Annotated in this window: 13 protein-coding genes; 4 read left to right on the top strand and 9 right to left on the bottom strand. The window is 68.5% G+C overall.

Annotation, left to right across the window (positions count from 1 at the left end; translation table 11 throughout):
- Window positions 1–137 precede the first annotated feature (137 nt).
- The gene (locus tag ACN0SE_RS08750; RefSeq protein ID WP_417524136.1) at window positions 138–851 is read left to right on the top strand and encodes a DUF4167 domain-containing protein; all 714 of its coding nucleotides are present in this window, start codon (window positions 138–140) and stop codon (window positions 849–851) included.
- 75 nt (window positions 852–926) lie between these two features.
- On the opposite strand, the gene ACN0SE_RS08745 is transcribed toward ACN0SE_RS08750, so the two are convergent.
- The 7 genes from ACN0SE_RS08745 to lptF all read right to left on the bottom strand — a co-directional run bounded on the left by ACN0SE_RS08745 (window position 927) and on the right by lptF (window position 9,176).
- Window positions 927–1,667, bottom strand: a complete 741-nt coding sequence (locus ACN0SE_RS08745) for a transglutaminase-like domain-containing protein (RefSeq protein ID WP_417524135.1) — start codon at window positions 1,665–1,667, stop codon at window positions 927–929.
- Between the two features lie 87 nt (window positions 1,668–1,754).
- Window positions 1,755–2,603 carry a 16S rRNA (adenine(1518)-N(6)/adenine(1519)-N(6))-dimethyltransferase RsmA gene (gene rsmA / locus ACN0SE_RS08740; protein ID WP_417524134.1) on the bottom strand — a complete coding sequence of 283 codons (849 nt, stop codon included), beginning with the start codon at window positions 2,601–2,603 and terminating at the stop codon, window positions 1,755–1,757.
- A 28-nt stretch (window positions 2,604–2,631) separates the two neighbouring features.
- Complete coding sequence (gene pdxA, locus ACN0SE_RS08735; RefSeq protein WP_417524133.1) at window positions 2,632–3,600, bottom strand: 4-hydroxythreonine-4-phosphate dehydrogenase PdxA; 969 nt, start codon at window positions 3,598–3,600, stop codon at window positions 2,632–2,634.
- Entirely contained in the window at window positions 3,597–4,829 is a 1,233-nt protein-coding gene (locus tag ACN0SE_RS08730; protein WP_417524132.1) for a peptidylprolyl isomerase, read from the bottom strand. Before ACN0SE_RS08730 ends, pdxA begins: the two co-directional genes overlap by 4 nt.
- Window positions 4,817–6,943 carry an LPS-assembly protein LptD gene (locus ACN0SE_RS08725; protein ID WP_417524131.1) on the bottom strand — a complete coding sequence of 709 codons (2,127 nt, stop codon included), beginning with the start codon at window positions 6,941–6,943 and terminating at the stop codon, window positions 4,817–4,819. The genes ACN0SE_RS08730 and ACN0SE_RS08725 overlap by 13 nt, the downstream gene beginning before the upstream one ends.
- Entirely contained in the window at window positions 6,943–8,037 is a 1,095-nt protein-coding gene (lptG, locus tag ACN0SE_RS08720; RefSeq protein WP_417524130.1) for an LPS export ABC transporter permease LptG, read from the bottom strand. Before lptG ends, ACN0SE_RS08725 begins: the two co-directional genes overlap by 1 nt.
- On the bottom strand, window positions 8,034–9,176 hold the full coding sequence (gene lptF / locus ACN0SE_RS08715; RefSeq protein WP_417524129.1) for an LPS export ABC transporter permease LptF: 1,143 nt from the start codon (window positions 9,174–9,176) through the stop codon (window positions 8,034–8,036). The genes lptG and lptF overlap by 4 nt, the downstream gene beginning before the upstream one ends.
- 164 nt (window positions 9,177–9,340) lie before the next feature.
- Between lptF and ACN0SE_RS08710 the strand changes: the two genes are divergently transcribed.
- Window positions 9,341–10,819 carry a leucyl aminopeptidase gene (locus ACN0SE_RS08710; RefSeq protein WP_417524128.1) on the top strand — a complete coding sequence of 493 codons (1,479 nt, stop codon included), beginning with the start codon at window positions 9,341–9,343 and terminating at the stop codon, window positions 10,817–10,819.
- Window positions 10,820–10,823: 4 nt separating this feature from the next.
- Window positions 10,824–11,282 (top strand): DNA polymerase III subunit chi, encoded by a 459-nt coding sequence (locus ACN0SE_RS08705; protein ID WP_417524127.1) that lies wholly within the window; start codon window positions 10,824–10,826, stop codon window positions 11,280–11,282.
- 767 nt (window positions 11,283–12,049) lie between these two features.
- On the opposite strand, the gene ACN0SE_RS08700 is transcribed toward ACN0SE_RS08705, so the two are convergent.
- Window positions 12,050–12,421: a VOC family protein gene (locus tag ACN0SE_RS08700; RefSeq protein ID WP_417524126.1), complete on the bottom strand. Its 372-nt coding sequence runs from the start codon at window positions 12,419–12,421 to the stop codon at window positions 12,050–12,052.
- Window positions 12,422–12,505: 84 nt separating this feature from the next.
- Here ACN0SE_RS08700 and ACN0SE_RS08695 point away from each other — a divergent pair, with 84 nt between their 5' ends.
- The gene (locus ACN0SE_RS08695; RefSeq protein WP_417524125.1) at window positions 12,506–15,532 is read left to right on the top strand and encodes a caspase family protein; all 3,027 of its coding nucleotides are present in this window, start codon (window positions 12,506–12,508) and stop codon (window positions 15,530–15,532) included.
- Here the strand turns inward: ACN0SE_RS08695 and ACN0SE_RS08690 are convergent.
- Window positions 15,516–16,097 (bottom strand): retropepsin-like aspartic protease family protein, encoded by a 582-nt coding sequence (locus tag ACN0SE_RS08690; RefSeq protein WP_417524124.1) that lies wholly within the window; start codon window positions 16,095–16,097, stop codon window positions 15,516–15,518. The two genes, ACN0SE_RS08695 and ACN0SE_RS08690, sit on opposite strands and share 17 nt — an antisense overlap.
- Window positions 16,098–16,117: the final 20 nt, after the last annotated feature.

Here is a 16,117-nt window from a genome sequence, read left to right as displayed (position 1 = left end):
CGTCGCAGATGGGTCGCGCTCCGCGCCCCGCGAGACACTCGCCGCACAAGAGCATGATTGTCGAATGCATCGCGCCTCTGCACCGCGTTTGGCACACCGGCTAGAGACTATCCAAAAACGGGCTGGATAACAGTATAATGAGATCATCCAAGTCACGGTCGCGGTCGCGATCGAACCGCAACAAGCCTTCTGGTGGCAACATCATCAACCGGGTCTTCGACAGCTCCGGTCCCGAGGGCAAGGTGCGCGGGACGCCGCAGCAGATCATCGACAAGTACAACCAGCTGGCACGTGATGCCCAACTGGCCGGTGACCGGGTGGCAACCGAGAACTTTCAGCAGCACGCCGAGCACTACCTGAGGCTTCTGGGCGAGGCCCAGAAGGAGCAGGACTCCAAGCGCGAAGAGCAGGAACGCCAGAACCGCGAGCGCCAGGCGCAGCGTGACCGCGAGCGGGCCGAACGGCAGGAACGCGATTCCTCCGGCGGTCAGGACAGTCCGGCACCGCAGGACAGCTCCGATCCGGCCGATGCGCCGCAGCCCGACGTGCTCGACCTTGACGACGATTCCTCGGACAACCTGGTGGAAACGCCGGAAAGCCGCGTCGAGGAAGACAAGCCCAAGCGTCCGCGCCGCAAGCCTGCGCGCAAGAAGTCCGACGCGCCCGCCCAGGGTGACGAGGCTGCTGACAAGGGCGAGGGGGGCGAGGCCTCTGCCAATGAGGCCCAGTCCGACGCCCAGCCCGAGCCCAAGGCCAAACGCCCGCGCAAGCCCAAGGCCCAGGCGCCCGCACCCGAGGCGGCACCGTCTGACACCCCGGCCTCTGACGAGCCGTCGCAGGCCGCCGAGTAGGCCGGCCTCGCAGGCTCTCTGACCCAGACTTTCAAGGGCTGACCGGATCCTCCGGTCGGCCCTTTTCCTTGTCCGTTAGCGGTTCTGCGCCAGTCCCGGCACCTGTGGCACATGCCCCCGCCGGATCGCCCTGACCCTGGCGTTCATCCAGTGCCGGATCACCCCGCGATAGGCCCGCTCGCGAAACCAGCCCAGCTGCTGCCGGTGCCGGCCATAGAATTGGTCCGGCGTGTCGAAAATGCCGAAATCCCGCGCGATCCCGGTCTTCTGGATGAAGGTATCGCCGCCCTCGAAGACCACCGGCGGCGCATCCAGCCGGTCGGTGCCGACGCCATAGCCGCACAGCGCCCGCCGCCCGGCAAAGGCGCTCTGAAGGGCGCTCAGAAAGGCCTGGTCGAGGATGAACCCCTCGAGCGTGATCCAGCGGCCCTCGTGTTCGACCTCGACCCAGGAATGCACGATCTCGCGCGGCGCCAGCGGATAGACCAACTCGGGCACCACGCCGCGCTGCAGGGCCTTGCGGATGGTGAAGCCGTGCAACCGACAGCGCAGCCCCAGCGCCCGCAACAGCGCCATCAGCAGCGTGCCCTTGGTGTTGCACTGGCCATAGCCGTCGCGCAGCACGGCGCTGGCCGGAATGTCATCGGCGCGGTTATAGCCAAAGGCGATGTCGTTGCGCACGAAGTCATAGGCCGCAGCCAGCCGCGCGGTGGCGGGCAGGCGGGTCCAGCCGCGCTCGGCGATCAGCCTGGTCAGCGCGGGCGTGGTGAAATCGAGCAGGGGGGTCGGGGCGGTCAGAGGGTCAAATCGCTGCATCAAGAGACTCGTCCAGGACAATGGCCTCTTTTTCTAGAGGCCACCCCCGCTGTATACTCAAGCGCTATTTCCGGCCGTGACCCGCGATCAGCGGCGCGCCGCCACCAGCTCTCGCGCCAGCGCACAGAAGGCCTCGAGCGGCACCTGTTCGGCGCGATCGGTGGGCTTGATCCCGGCGGCACGCAACAGGTCCTCGACCGCCGGATGCAGCCCCTTGAGGCTGGCGCGCAGCATCTTGCGCCGCTGGTTGAAGCCGGCGGCCACCACCTCCTGCAGCACCTTGGCATCGGCCGGAAAGCGCGGCTCTGGCAGGGCGGTCAGATGCACCACGGCCGAGGATACCTTGGGCGGCGGCGAGAAGGCCTCTGGCGGCAGATGCATGACGATTCGCGGATCGCTGCGCCACTGCGACAGGATCGCCAGCCGGCCATAGGTCTTCGAGCCTGGCTCGGCGACGATGCGCTGCGCCACCTCGCGCTGGAACATCAGCGTCAGCGATTGCCAGAACGGCGGCCACGCTGGCGGCGTCAGCCAGCGCACCAGGAGCTCGGTCCCGACGTTGTAGGGCAGGTTGGCGGCAATGCGGATCGGCGGCATCAGATATTGCCCGGGGTCGACCTCCAGCGCGTCGCCGTTGATCACCTCGAGCTGCCCGGGATAGCGCGCCGCGATCTCGGCCAGCGCCGGCAGGCAGCGCGCATCCTTCTCGATCGCCAGCACCTTGCGCGCGCCCTCGGCCAGCAGCCCCCGGGTCAGACCACCGGGCCCGGGACCGATCTCCAGCACGTCGCAATTCGACAGCTCGCCCGCCAGCCGCGCGATCTTGGCGGTCAGGTTGAGGTCGAGCAGGAAGTTCTGCCCAAGCGCCTTCTTGGCCACCAGCCCGTGATCGGTGATCACCTCTCGCAGCGGCGGCAGATCGTCAATCGTCCCCATCAGGCTTCTTCTCTTTCCAAAATACGCCTCACGCCCTCGGCGCCCGCGCGGCACCCGCCATCTTCAGCGCCGCGATCAGCGAGGCCGGGCTGGCCACCCCGCGACCGGCAATGTCAAAGGCGGTGCCGTGGTCCGGCGAGGTGCGCAGAAAGGGCAGGCCCAGCGTCACATTGACTCCGCCGTCGAAATCCAGCGTCTTGATCGGGATCAGCGCCTGGTCGTGGTACATGCAGACCGCCACGTCATAGCGCGCCCGCGCCGGCGGGTGGAACATCGTGTCGGCCGAGAGCGGCCCGGCAATCGTCAGCCCCTCGGCCCGCAGCCGGTCGAGCACCGGGGTGATCACCTCGATCTCCTCGCGCCCCATCCGCCCGCCTTCGCCGGCATGCGGGTTGAGGCCAGCCACGGCGATCCGCGGCGCGGAGAGCGAGAAGCGCTCGACAAGCCCGGCGTGGGTGATGCGCAGGGTCTCTTCCAGCAGCGCCGGTGTCAGCGCGGCGGGCACCTCGGCCAGCGACAGGTGGATGGTTACCGGCACGACGCGCAGCGCCGGCGCGGCCAGCATCATTACCACCCGCTCGACACCCGCCAGCGCGGCCAGGTATTCGGTATGGCCGGGATAGGCAAAGCCCGCCCCCTCGGCCAGGGCCTGCTTGTGGATCGGCGCTGTGCACAGCGCCCACGCCTGTCCCGCCATCACCAGCGAGACACCCTCGGCAATGGCGTCGATCACCGGCTGGGCATGGGCGGCCTGTGCCTGGCCCGGCGTTGCCGGGGGGCCGAAATCGCGGTGCAGCACTGGCAGGCCATGGGCCATCGCCACCGCGGCCTCTGACGGGTCGTCGATGCGCAGATGCGGCGCGCCCTCCGGCAGGTGCCTGGCATCGCCGATCAGGAAGAACGGCAGCTCTTCGCGCAGCGCCTCCCAGGCCTTGACCGCCAGCTCGGGGCCCACGCCCGCCGGCTCGCCGCAGCTCAGCGCAACGGACAGGCTCATTCCACGGTCACGATCCGCGCATTGGCGCGCAGCTGCTCGAGGTAGCTCTCGGTCAGCCCGCCGACGCGGCGATTGCGCAACCCGGTGGCCACGGCCTCGCGGTCGGGCGCCTCGTCGGTGGCCGGGCTGCGGCCGCAGAGCATCAGCAGCACCAGCGTCTGGCCGCCGGCGCGGGTCAGCGCGGTCGAGGTCTCGCCGGGATCGAGCTTGGCCAGTTCCAGCGCGATATCGGTGGGGATCTGCTCTGGCGGCAGCGCGTTGCGGTCGAGCACTTCCTCGGGCTGGCCCTTGGCCACGCCGTAGAGGTCGTCACAGGTGTCGACCCGCGCCTCGATCTCGGCCGCCTGGGCCAGGGTCTGCGGGCTGCGACCGCCGGCCATGTAATAGGCGGCATATTCCACCGCCGAATAGCTCGGACGGGTGAACGCGGTCTCTTCGAGCGCGCGCAACTGGAACAGCGCCACGGCATTGGGAATGGTCAGCGGATCGGTCACCTGGCCGGGCGAGAGCGCCAGCACCAAGGGCCGCAGCACCGGCGGCAGGTCCTCGATCTTCTGCCAAGGCAGCTTGCCGCCGGCGCGGGCGGTGGCGGTGGCGGAATACTGCCGCGCCGCGGCAGAGAACTCGGCCTCCGACGTGGTCTGGGCAATCCGCTGCGCCCGGGCCAGCACGGCCTCTGCCTCTGGCGGCGGGGCCGGCATGATGATCTCCGACAGCAGCACCCGCACCGAAGAGCCGCCGCCGCCAGCGCTGACCGCGCGGTCGATCTCGGCTTCGCTGACCTGGGCCTGTCCGGCAAAACGCACCCGCACCACCTCGCGCCAGGCCATGCCGGCCTCGACGAAGTCGCGGAAGGTCTCGGTGGCGATCCCGAGCTTGGACAGCTCGCCGATCAGCTGATCGGCGGTCAGGTTGGCGCGACCGGCGAATTCCTCCATTCCGGCGGCGATCTGTTCCGGCGTGACGGTGATGCCAAGCTCCTGCGCCGCGCGCATCTTCAGCCGATCGTCAATCAGCTGCTCGCGCGCCAGCTTGCGGGCATCGCCGGGCGCGCGCAGCACCTGAAGGAAGGCCAGCCGCTGGTTGATCTCGTAGTTGGTGATGACCATCTCGTCGACCTTGACGGCCGGCGAGAACAGCCCCTGGGCCGGTGCGGTCAGGGGCGCCATCGGCGCAAGCAGAAGCGCCGCGGCCGCGGTTCTGAGGAATCGTGAAATCATTGTCTGCATGTCCTGCTGTAGCTGCCTGCGTCGCCGCCGGTGCTGAACCCTTTTAGCGATATAGTTAGCCCGAAAGTGGTGAATGGGTCCAGATTGGATGAATCCGCGAAGGTGCGGTCGGCGGTAAAGGCCGCCTCGACGCATTCGTTGCGATAGGCGAGGCCGATCCCGGCCTCGACGGCGCGATTGTCGGCGATGTCGTATTGCGCATCGGTTGAGACGGTCCAATGGGTGTTGAACCGGTAGGAGCCGTCGACCGACCATTCCGCCACCTTCTCGTTGCGGTCCTCGTCGGAATCGGACGGCAACAGGATGAAGGACGCCCCGACATCGAGCCGGTCGTTCGACCAGGCGCCGCGCGCCGCCGAGCGGCTGACCTCGCCGGTTTCCTTCACCAGCGTGCGCGACTGGATGTAGAGCCCGTCGGTGTTGCGGAAGTGACTGGCCAGCAGCCAGTCCGACGTGGCCTCGCCCAGCCCCGAGGTGGCGGTGAAGTCGCTGTTGTCGGTGGCGCGGTAGACCCGGCCCACCGCCAGCCCGGCCTCCCAGCCGCTGGCCGCCTTGTGAAGGAAACGCAGCCCCAGCACCGTGGCCAGACCGCGTTCGCGCCGATCCTCGGCCGGAAAGCGCGAGAGCGAGAGCAGGTTGCCTTCGTCCAGCTCCTGGCGGGTGCTTTCGTCATTGGCGACATCGGCATCGGCGCCGCCGACCCAGCCGATCTGCGCCACCGGTTCCAGCAGTTGCCGCGCGCCGCCAGCCCCGCGCCGCAGGAAGGGATAGCGCAGGGTCACCGCGGCCGAGGGGGTGACGGAACTGTCGTAGTCCGCCACCGTGGAATCGTCGCCGGTCGAGAAGTGATCCAACGCCAGCCCGGCCTGGGCCGCGACCTGCAGGCCGGACCCGAAGGTCCACTGGTTCAGCCAGCTGCCCTCGACGCCGGCGCGGCCCACGTCACGGCCGCTGACGTCAGAGCTGGAATAACGGATGTGGCTGTGGCCCAGCAGACCCAGTCGGAACTCGCCGCCAAGCGCATTGTCCAACTGGTAACGCCGCTCGTAGCGCAGGTCGGGGATGATGGTCGGCTGGGTCGAGTTCAGTTCGTTGTCGCGCAGGGTGTTGTAATGCACCAGCTGGGCCAGCAGGTTGCTCTGCCGGGTGGTGCGGGCCAGGGTGACCTCGCTGTCGAGCCGGTCCTTGCCGGAATAATCGTATTCCGAAAGGTAGGATTCGTCGGTGGTCACCTCGAAGTTGAAGCTCAGCTTGTAGCGGTTGCCCAGATCGAAGGCACCTTCGCCGAAGAGATAGCCGCGCGTCTCGTCGGGCAGCAGCGTGTCGTTGGTGACGGCGCCGTTCAGCTCGATATCGCCGGTGCGGAACGCCTGACGATAGCGCAGCTCGACGGTGCGGGTCTCCTGCGACAGGTAAGGCGTGACCGTCAGGTCGGCGTGATCGCCCAGCGGAATGAAGTAGGGCAGCTTGATGCCGGTGCCGAGCTCGGTGGTGGTTCGGATCGAGGGAAACAGGAAGCCCCGGGCGCGTTCCAGCGTCGGATCGGGCAGGCGCAGGCGCGGGATGTACATGATCGGCACGTCGAGCACGCGAAAGGTCGCGCCGTCGAAGTAGAGCTGCTGTTCCTCGACGTCGTGGATTGCCCGCCGCGCCCGGATCGACCAGAGCGCCACGCCCTGCGGCCCGCAGATCTGGCAGGAGGTGACGGTGACCTTGGAAAGCTGGGTGTAGCGTCCCTCGACGCGGGCCAGCTGCACTGCCGCCAGTTGCAGCTGCTGGTCGAGCACCAGCCGCGCGCCGCTGATCAGCCCGTTTTCCAGATCGCTGTCCAGCTCGGCCCGGTCGGCCAGCACGACAGAGCTTTCGCCATCGTCGATGCGGATCGGGCCTTCGATGATCAGGCTGTCGGTCTCTCTGACATAGATGATCCGGCTGGCCCAGATGCGGGTGCCGTCGTAAAGCGCCTCGACATTGCCCTCGGCGATCAGCCGTTCATCGGGCGTCACCACCACGGTATCGGCCACCAGCAGCGCCGGGTCGGCGTCGGTGCCCTGCGCCGAGATCGCCAGCGGCGAGAGCATCAGATACAGCGCGAAAGTCAGGCGGCGCAGCATCAGCCGTCCTCCATCTGAAGTATGAGGCCGAGGCCGATCATCACCGCCGCGACCGGCGGCGCCCAGGCGGCCAGCAGGGCCGGGACCTGGCCGTTTTCGCCAAGGATCTGCGCGAAGTTGCGCAGGTAGTAGAGGCCGAAGCCCAGCATCAGCGCCATCAGCACCGCCAGACCGGTGCCGCCGAAACGGGCGTGGCGCATGGTAAAGGCCGCGCCCACCAGCACCATCGACACCAGAAACACCGGCCGCGCCAGCTCCATCTGGAACCAGACCGCGTGGCGCTGCGCCGAGAAGCCGGCCTTTTCGAGCTGGGCGATGAAATCCGGCAGGTCCCAGATCGACACCGCCGAAGGCTTGCCGAAACTGTCGCGGATGCGCTCCTGCGTCAGGGTCGAGGGCACGCGCAGCTCGGGGTGGGTGGAGGAATTGGTCTCGGGGTTGAGCCCGGCCACCAGCGGCCAGACCTTGACGTTGGTCAGCACCCATTGCCCGGTCATCAGCGCCGCTTCCTCGGCCGCGATCCGGCGCACCGGCCCGCCGCTGGCGGCATAGGCGGTAAAGGTCACGTCATGCAGCACCGTTGCCGTCGGGTTCGAGCGGGCAGCATGGATCACCGTCTGTCCCATGACATCACCCTGCCGCAGCCAGAGCCCCTCGCGGCCGATCGACAGGGTCGAGGTGCCGCCGCTGTCATAAAGCTCGCGCAGGTCGTGGTAGCGCTGCGACGTCGCGGCGACGATCGGGTTGAAGGCCGCCACCGCGATGCCGCCGATCAGCGCCGCCACCAGCACCGGGCCGGTCAGTGCCGACAGGCCCGAGCGCCCGGCGGCGCGGCTGACCACCAGCTCTGACGAGCGCGCCAGCGCCAGGCAGAGCGCGATCGACGACAGGATCATCACCAGTGGCAGCATCTGGTAGAGCCCCTCGGGGGTGTTGAGCAGGGTCACCTGCAGCACCTGGCCAAAGCTCACCTCGTTGCCGAGATTGCGCAGCTGCTCGACAAGATCGAGCAGCATGACGAAGAGAAAGAAGATCGCCAGCATGCCGCCGAAGATCGTGGCATAGCGGCGGGCGAAATAGGCGTGCAGCGTCATGCCAGACCCTCCGCCGCCGGGCTGCCCGGGGGCTTGCGCCGAAAGGCCGCCGGATGATCGGCCCGCCAGTAAAGCGCAAGGGCGATCACCAGACCGATCAGCACATGCACATAGGCCAGCGGCCAGAGCGTCATGTCACCGCGCACCGGCTCGGTCATCGCGCCTTCGATCAGCTGCACCACCACCAGCAGGAAGATTGCCAGCACGATCTGCCGGGTGACGCCGAAGCGGCTGAAGCCGCCCGCCAGCAGCGCCGAATGGCCGATCAGCGCCGCGACGATGCAGACCAGCGCCGAGGAGATGCGCTGATGCCCTTCGAGCAGCACCTCGCCCGGCGGGTCGTTGACCTCTTCCGACACCGCCAGAGTGTCGAACAGGGTCTCCAGCGTCGGAATGTAGCGCAGCTTGCGCGAGCCTTGCCCGCCCTGGGCGATCAACCCGCTGATATCACGCGAGAACTGGGCGAAATTGGTGGTCGAGAGCTGGCCGGTATCCGGGCTCAGCACCTGCGCCATGCCATCGCGCATGATCAGCTTGGGGCCCTCGTCGTCGCGCAGCAGGTAGGCGCGTTCGGCGGTATAGGTGATGTGGCGCTTGTCGTTGCGCACATCCGACAGGAAGACATCGGCCAGCTCGCCCTGGGGCGAGATCTCGCGGATGTAGAAGGTCACGCCATCGGCGGGGTGCAGGAAGACGCCCTCGCGCAGCAGTCGGGCGCTGATCGAGCCGGCGATCTCGCGCTCGCGCTCCTTGAGCTGCTCGAGGCTGGCGGGGATCAGCAGATGGGTCAGCACCGACATCATCACCGCCAGCAGCAGCCCGTAGACCAGCACCGGCCGCGCCAGCCGCCAGGGCGAAAAGCCGGTGGCCTGCATCACCGTCAGTTCGCTGTCAGCCGAGAGCCGGTTGGTGACATAGATCGAGGCGGCAAAGCCCGCCATCGGCAGCACCATGCCGATCACCTGCGGCAGCGACAGGGCGGTGAATTCGAGAAAGACAAAGGCCGAGTGGCCGTCGGCGATCAGCTGGTCGAACAGGATCACCGCCCGGTTGACCCAGTAGACCGCGACCAAGACCAGCGCGAAGAAGCCGAAGAGCATGAAGAGCTGCGACAGCATGTATCTGTCGAATCTGGCCAACAGGTTTCCCCAACCTCTTACCTTTTCCGCGACCCTAAAAGATTTCTCCCCAAGGGAAAACTGGATATTGCCGGCGCCCACACATAAAGGGGTGGTTCAGCGGGGGTCCGCGCACTAGGACTAGTGGCACTCACCGTAATGTTCCTCGTACCGGAGACCTGACAATGACCACCCCCGCCAAGATCACCTTTGCCGAGACCGAGTTGGACCTCGTGGCCGAAGCGCCCGGGCGGGTGGCCGTGATCATCGATGAGGAGGGCCGGCTCGACCCCGGGGCGCGGCGCGTCAACCGGCTGACCCGGCAGGCGCTGAACCGTTTTGCCGAGAGCAAGGCGTTTGCCGATCTCAAATTCGGCGAGATGGCGACGCTGGCCTCGCCCACCGGCATGGCGGCCGATGCGCTCGACGTGGTAAAGCTGCCGCGCCGCCCCGACGTGGTGACCGCCCGCAAGGCTGGCGCGGCGCTGGCCAAGGCGCGTGGCGAGGCCGATCTGCTGCTGCTGGCCGGGGGCCGGGCCAAGATCACCGATCTGGCCATGGGCATCGCCCTGCGCGGCTATGAATTCGCCGATCACAAGACCGGCCGCGACGCGCCGAAAGAGACCAAGGTCACCGTGATGTGCTCCAAGCCCGAAGAGCTCGAGGCCGAGTTCGCGCCGATGGCCGCCGTGGCCGAGGGCGTGTTCTTCACCCGCGATTTGGTGAGCGAGCCCGCCAACGTGCTGACCACCACCGAATTTGCCAACCGGCTCGAGGCGCTGCGCGATCTCGGTGTCGAGGTCGAGGTGCTGGAAGAGGACAGGCTGGCCGAGCTCGGCATGGGCGCGCTTCTGGCCGTGGGGCAGGGCTCTGACAGCCCCTCCAAGGTGGTGGTGATGAAATGGCTGGGCGGCACGCAAGGCGGCGAGGCGCCGCTGGCGCTGGTCGGCAAGGGTGTGGTCTTCGACACCGGTGGCATCTCGCTCAAGCCCGCCGCCGGCATGGAAGACATGACCATGGACATGGGCGGTGCCGGCGTGGTGTCGGGCGTGATGAAGACGCTGGCCCTGCGCAAGGCACCGGCCAATGTCGTCGGCCTTGTCGGTCTGGTCGAGAACATGCCCTCGGGCAATGCCACCCGGCCCGGCGATATCGTCAAGAGCATGAAGGGCGACACCGTCGAGGTGATCAACACCGACGCCGAGGGCCGGCTCGTGCTCTGCGACGTGATGTGGTACGCGCAGGAGACCTTCCAGCCCGCCGGGATGATCGATCTGGCGACGCTGACCGGCGCGGTGATCATCGCGCTGGGCCATGACAACGCCGGGGTGTTTTCCAACAACGACGGGCTTTGCAACGATTTCCTGAAGTCCGCCGAGGCCGAGGGCGAGGGCGCCTGGCGTCTGCCGCTGGGCCCGAGCTACGACGAGCAGCTCAAGAGCCAGAAGGCCGACATGAAGAACGTCGGCGGCCGGCCCGCGGGCTCGATCACCGCGGCGCAGTTCCTGCAGCGGTTCGTCAAGGAAGAGACGCCCTGGATTCACCTCGACATCGCCGGCGTGGCGCAGGTCTCCAAGGACACCGACCTGGCGCCCAAGGGGGCGACGGGTTGGGGCGTCATGGCGCTTGACCGTCTGGTGCGCGACCGTTTCGAGCAGGGCTGAGACCTTGGGCGCCGCGTTCTTCTATCACCTGACGCAGAGGCCGCTCGAGGCGACCCTGCCGATGCTGCTGGAGAAAGCCCGCGGCGCCGGCTGGCGCGTCGCGGTGCGCGGCGTGGACGAAGGCCGGCTCGATTGGCTGGACGAAAAGCTGTGGCAGGGGCCCGAGGACAGTTTCCTGCCACATGGCCGCGCCGGCGGGCCGCATGATGCGCTGCAGCCGGTGTTGCTGACCTCAGGGGCGGCGGGCAATGACCCGCAGTGCCTGATGCTGGTGGACGGCGCCCTGGTGACGCCCGAAGAGGTGAGCGCGCTTGAGCGGGTCTGCGTGCTGTTCGACGGCAGCGACCCCGAGGCCGTGGACCGCGCCCGGGCGCAGTGGAAGGCCCTGACCGCGGCAGGCTGCGCCGCGCAATACTGGTCCGAAGAGAGCGGCCGCTGGGAGAAGAAGGCGGAGACGGGGTAAGGTCGGAGTTACGGGCGGTCATTGCCCCTGCCCGGAACAAGGGCTTCAGCCCGCCGGGCAAGCGGCCTCCTGGGCAGCCGCAGCCCTGAACCACGGGCCGCTGGGTGGCTGGCAACGATTGATTGGTGCCGAGGCCCGGAATCAAGGGCTTCAGCCCGCCGGGCCAGCGGCTGCCCGCCCCACCGGGCTGCCGCTTCGGCTGGGTTTGGCGCTTCGCTCGGAGGTTTTCCGGAGCTGGCTGGGATAAAGCGCTGCTGAACGCCCGTAACTGCGGCACCCCGCGGGCAGCCGCTGGCCCGACGCATGTGGCGCCAAATGGCTGAGTGCAGTTGATTGGTACCCGGGCCCGGAATCAAGGGCGCAAGCCCGCCGGGCCAGCGGCTGCCCGCCCCACCGGGCTGCCGCTTTGGTTCACGTATGCGCCTCACTCTGATGTCTTCCGGACTTGTCCGAGATAAAGCGCTGCAGAACTTCCGCCGCAGCGGCACCCCGCAGGCAGCCGCAGTCCCGACGCATGTGGCGCTGGGTGGCTGACTGCAGCTGATCGGTGCCCCGGCCCGGAATCACGGGCGTCAGCCCGCCGGGCCAGCGGCTGCCCGCCCGACCGGGCTGCCGCTTTGGCTAAACTTGATGCTCCGCTCGAAGGACTCCCGGATCTGGCTGAGATAAAGTGCTTCTGAACAAAGGTCGCTGCGGCACCCCGCGGGCAGCCGCTGGCCCGGCGAGCGACCCGCTCCGGAGCACGCGGCACCCAACCCAAGCCGCATTCACACGTGCTGATCCACCAGCACCGGGTTGCCGTCCGGATCGATCACCACGAAGCTCGCCGGACCCGCCCCCTCGGGATCGGCCTCCTGGGCAAACGCCACCCCTTCGGCCTTCAGCGCCGCCTGCAGATCCCGCACGTCGGTGAACCCTTCGACCGGCTGCGCGCTCTGGTCCCAGCCGGGATTGAACGTCAGCATGTTGCGCTCGAACATCCCCTGGAACAGCCCGATGACCACCGCGTCGTTCTTCAGGATGAGGTAGCCGCGCTCGGCCTCTCCGGCCATCACCGAAAACCCGAGCTTTTCATAGAACGCCCGCGAAGCCTCGAGGTCCTTGACCGCGAGGCTTACCGAAAACGCACCCAGTTTCATGATCTTTCCTTTCCCGTAGCACGGCCGTCCCGACATGACGGCAGAAATCATTTGAGCGGCCAGCCCCCCGGGTTACCCTGCGGCATGCGCGTTCTTTTGTCGATTCTCCTGCTGCTCCTGCCGGGGTTTGCCCTCGGCGAAACCCGCGCCGCGCTGATCCTCGCGGCCGAGCGCTACGAGGCGCTGCGCCCGCTGGCCAACCCGGTCAATGACGCCCGCGTGCTCGAGGACAGGCTCACGGCGCTGGGCTTCGAGGTCTTTGTCGAGACCAACCGCGACCTGCGCCGGATGCGCCGCGCGCTCGAGGATTTCGCCTATGACGCCGAAGGCGCCGATGTGGCGCTGGTGTTCTTTGCCGGCCACGGGATGGAGGTGGGCGGGCGCAACCTGCTCTTGCCCGTGGATGCGCCCACAGGCTCGGTGGCCGAGCTTCAGGAAGGTGCCCTGGCGCTCGACGAGGTGGCAGAGGTGCTGCAGCAGGTGGCGCCGGTGGGGCTGTTGATCGTCGATGCCTGCCGCTCCGATCCCTTCGGCGACGAGGGGCGCGGCGCCAGCGTGCTCGGCAAGCGTGCCGAGGTCAGGCCGGGGCTGGCGCGGCTCGGACGGTCCGACAACCTGCTCTATGCCTTCGCCGCCGCGCCCGGCCAGGCGGCGCTGGACGGCAGCGGCGACAACTCGCCCTTCACCGAGGCGCTGGCCCGGCATCTCGCCACCCCGGGGCTGGAGATCCGGCAGGTGCTGACCCTGGTGCAGCAGGACGTCTACGACCGCACCCGTGGCCGCCAGCTGCCTTATGTGGAAAGCGGCCTGCCGGCACTGGTCTTTGCCGGCGGCCTCTCGGAGCTGCCGGAACGCGAGTCGCTGCTTTTGGCCATGGCCGGGTTGCAGCCGGCTCACCGGGGCTTGATCGAGCGCATCGCGGCGGAAAACGACATGCCGCTGGCTCCGCTCTTCGGTGCCTTCCTGTCGGCCGATCTCGCCAGCCGCACGCCGCCGGACCAGACCGCCGAGCTGACCGCCGCCGCCCGGGCCTTTACCGAGCTGCGCCGGGACATGACGACGCTGGCCTCTGACGATCCGGCAGTGACCGCCCTGCGGCAGGAGGCCGAGCGCCATCTCGAGCTTGGTGCCTTTGACACCGCCCGCGCGCGGCTGACCGAGGCCGCCGGGATCGACCGTGGCTCTCGCGAGACGTTGAAGGAAAACTACCTCGCGCGCACCCTGTCAGAGGCCGAGACCCACAGCCTCAACGCCCGCGCCGCAGAGGCCGACCTGCGCCGCGATCTGGCGATTGCCGACTACCGCCGGGCAGCGGAACTCTTTGCCGAGGTCGCGGCGCTGGGCGGCGAGACGCCCGAGCAGTTGCGGCTGGTGACCGACCAGCTGGGGCGGGTGCTGATGACCACCGGCGACCTCACGGCGGCGGAACAGGCCTTTGGCCAAGGCCTTGCGGCCTCACAGGCGCGACTGGCGGAGGCGCCGGACGACATCCTGCGGCGGCGCGCGGTCTGGGTGGCGCAAACTGCGCTGGGCGATGTGGCGCGGCTGGCGGGTGACGTGGACGGGGCGGCCGGCTTCTTTCAGGCGGCACTGGCGGTGATTGCCGAGGTTGCCGCTGCCGACCCCGAGACCCTGGCCTATCAGAGCGATCTGGCGATCAGCCACGAACGCCTGGGGCTGGTGCATCTCGATCTCGGCGCACTGGCTGAGGCGCGCGCCTCCTATCAGGCAGCGCTGGCGCTGTCGGAGGTTCTGGTGGCAGCGGACCCGGGCAATACCGACTGGCAGCGCGGGCTTGCCCTGTCGTACCGGCGGCTGGCGGATGTGGCGGTGGGGCTGGGCGAGGTCGCGGCGGGGCAGGCGGGCTACGAGCGCGCGCTCGGCGTCTTCGAGACGCTGGCCGCCGCGCAACCCGACGAGCCGCTCTGGCAGCGTGACCTGTCGATCATCCGCACCAAGCTGGGCGAGATGGCGCTGGCGCAGGGAGACCTCAGCGCGGCGCAGGCGCATTTCGCCGCCGCTCTCGCGGTCTCTCGCGCGCTGGCGCAGAGCGATCCCGGCCAGACCGAATGGCAGCGCGACCTTGCCATCGCCTACGAGAAATCCGGCAGCGTGCTGCAGCAGGTGGGCGATTTGCGGGCGGGGCAAGCGGCCATCGCCGCCTCGCTGGCGGTGCGCGAACAACTGGCGGCGCGCGATCCGGCCAATGCGCAATGGCAGCGCGACCTGTCGATCGGCCACAACCTGACCGGCGACGTGGCGCTGGCGCTGGGCGATGCGGCGGCAGCGCGCGCGGCCTATGAACGCTCGCAGAGCATCATCCTGCCTCTGTCAGAGGCCACCCCGGGGCTCGAGCGCGACGTCTCGATCACCTACAACAAGATCGGCCAGGCGGCGCTGGCGCAGGGCGACCCGGAGGCGGCGCGCGATGCCTTTCGCGCGGGTCTCGCGCCGATGCAGGCGCTGGTGGCGCGCAACCCGGCGCATACGGTCTGGCAGAGCGATCTTGCGATCAGCCACGATCTGCTGGGCATCGCGCTCTGGCAGACCGGCGATCTGGAGGCGGCGCGGGGGGCGTTTGAAGAAGCGCTGGCGCTGCTGCAGGATCTGCTGGCGCGCGATCCCGGCAACCGCACCTGGCAGCGCAGCCTGGCGCTGAGCCATGACCGGCTGGGCGGGCTGGCGCAGGCGGGGGGCGATCTTGCAGCGGCCGCCACGGCCTTTGGCGCCGCGCATGACCTGCGGGCGGGGCTGCTGGCGACAAACCCCGGCAACACGCTCTGGCAGCAGGACGTGGCCTACAGCCTCGGCAATCTCGGGACGGTGGCGGTGGCGCAGGGCGATGCCCCGGCGGCGCAGGCGGCCTTTGCCGAGGCGCTGGCGCTGCAGCGGGCGCTGGTGGCGCGTGATCCGGCCAATGCCAGGTGGCGCCACGACCTGGCGCTGACCCTGTCTAATTTGGCGCTGAGCGGCGACAACGCCGAGGCGCATCTGACCGAGGCCATGGAAATCGTCAGCACCCTGCGCCGCGAAGGGCAGCTGCTGCCGATGGCCGACGGCTGGAGCGCCTATCTCGAAGAGGCGCTGGCCGCGCTCAACGCTCCAGAATGAGCCTGCCTCCGGTGATCTCGAGCCGGTCGAAGCGCTGCAGGTAGGACATGCCGAGCAGGCTCTCGGCCATCTCGCCCTCGTTGACAAAGGCGGTCACCCGCCGGTCGATCATGTCCTCCAGACCGATCTCGTCCAGCACCACCCGGGCAGTGCGCACCGCGCCATTGGCGGTCATCGCGGTGCCGGAATAGCGCAGGCGCGCAGGATCGATCCCTGCGGCGCGGGCGTCTTCCTCGAGCAGGACAATCGACGACGCGCCGGTGTCGACGACAAAGCGCGTCGGATGGCCGTTGACCTCGAGCGTCAGGTAGTAATGCCCGTCGGGGCTGCGCGGCACCTCGATCCGGCCCTGGTCGGAAAACACCGCCTGCCGTGGCATCACCGTCTGGCGGATGTCACCCCAGAGCCCGACCGCGGCAATCGCGCCCAGAAAGATCAGCCCCCAGAGCGCGGCGTGCTGCAACATCTTGCCCAGCGAATTGCGGTTCGCCACCACGAACCAGAAGACCACCGCCGCCAGCAGCATCACGAGATAGATCAGGTGTCCGGTGTCCATGGCCGACATGCGCGCGCTCCTTTGTCCAT

The organism is Marinovum sp. (assembly GCF_048263515.1).
Lineage (GTDB): Bacteria > Pseudomonadota > Alphaproteobacteria > Rhodobacterales > Rhodobacteraceae > Marinovum.
Note: the sequence above shows the minus strand (reverse complement) of the source record. Positions and strands in the feature narration are given on the sequence as shown.

Bases quoted from the DNA above. Each gene is read 5' to 3' on its own strand.
- ACN0SE_RS08710 (WP_417524128.1), top strand. From the start codon at position 9,341: ATGACCACCCCCGCCAAGATCACCTTTGCCGAGACCGAGTTGGACCTC.
- ACN0SE_RS08750 (WP_417524136.1), top strand. From the start codon at position 138: ATGAGATCATCCAAGTCACGGTCGCGGTCGCGATCGAACCGCAACAAG.
- ACN0SE_RS08695 (WP_417524125.1), top strand. From the start codon at position 12,506: ATGCGCGTTCTTTTGTCGATTCTCCTGCTGCTCCTGCCGGGGTTTGCC.
- ACN0SE_RS08700 (WP_417524126.1), bottom strand. From the start codon at position 12,421: ATGAAACTGGGTGCGTTTTCGGTAAGCCTCGCGGTCAAGGACCTCGAG.
- ACN0SE_RS08725 (WP_417524131.1), bottom strand. From the start codon at position 6,943: ATGCTGCGCCGCCTGACTTTCGCGCTGTATCTGATGCTCTCGCCGCTG.
- ACN0SE_RS08730 (WP_417524132.1), bottom strand. From the start codon at position 4,829: ATGCAGACAATGATTTCACGATTCCTCAGAACCGCGGCCGCGGCGCTT.
- ACN0SE_RS08690 (WP_417524124.1), bottom strand. From the start codon at position 16,097: ATGTCGGCCATGGACACCGGACACCTGATCTATCTCGTGATGCTGCTG.
- lptG (WP_417524130.1), bottom strand. From the start codon at position 8,037: ATGACGCTGCACGCCTATTTCGCCCGCCGCTATGCCACGATCTTCGGC.
- rsmA (WP_417524134.1), bottom strand. From the start codon at position 2,603: ATGGGGACGATTGACGATCTGCCGCCGCTGCGAGAGGTGATCACCGAT.
- ACN0SE_RS08745 (WP_417524135.1), bottom strand. From the start codon at position 1,667: ATGCAGCGATTTGACCCTCTGACCGCCCCGACCCCCCTGCTCGATTTC.
- pdxA (WP_417524133.1), bottom strand. From the start codon at position 3,600: ATGAGCCTGTCCGTTGCGCTGAGCTGCGGCGAGCCGGCGGGCGTGGGC.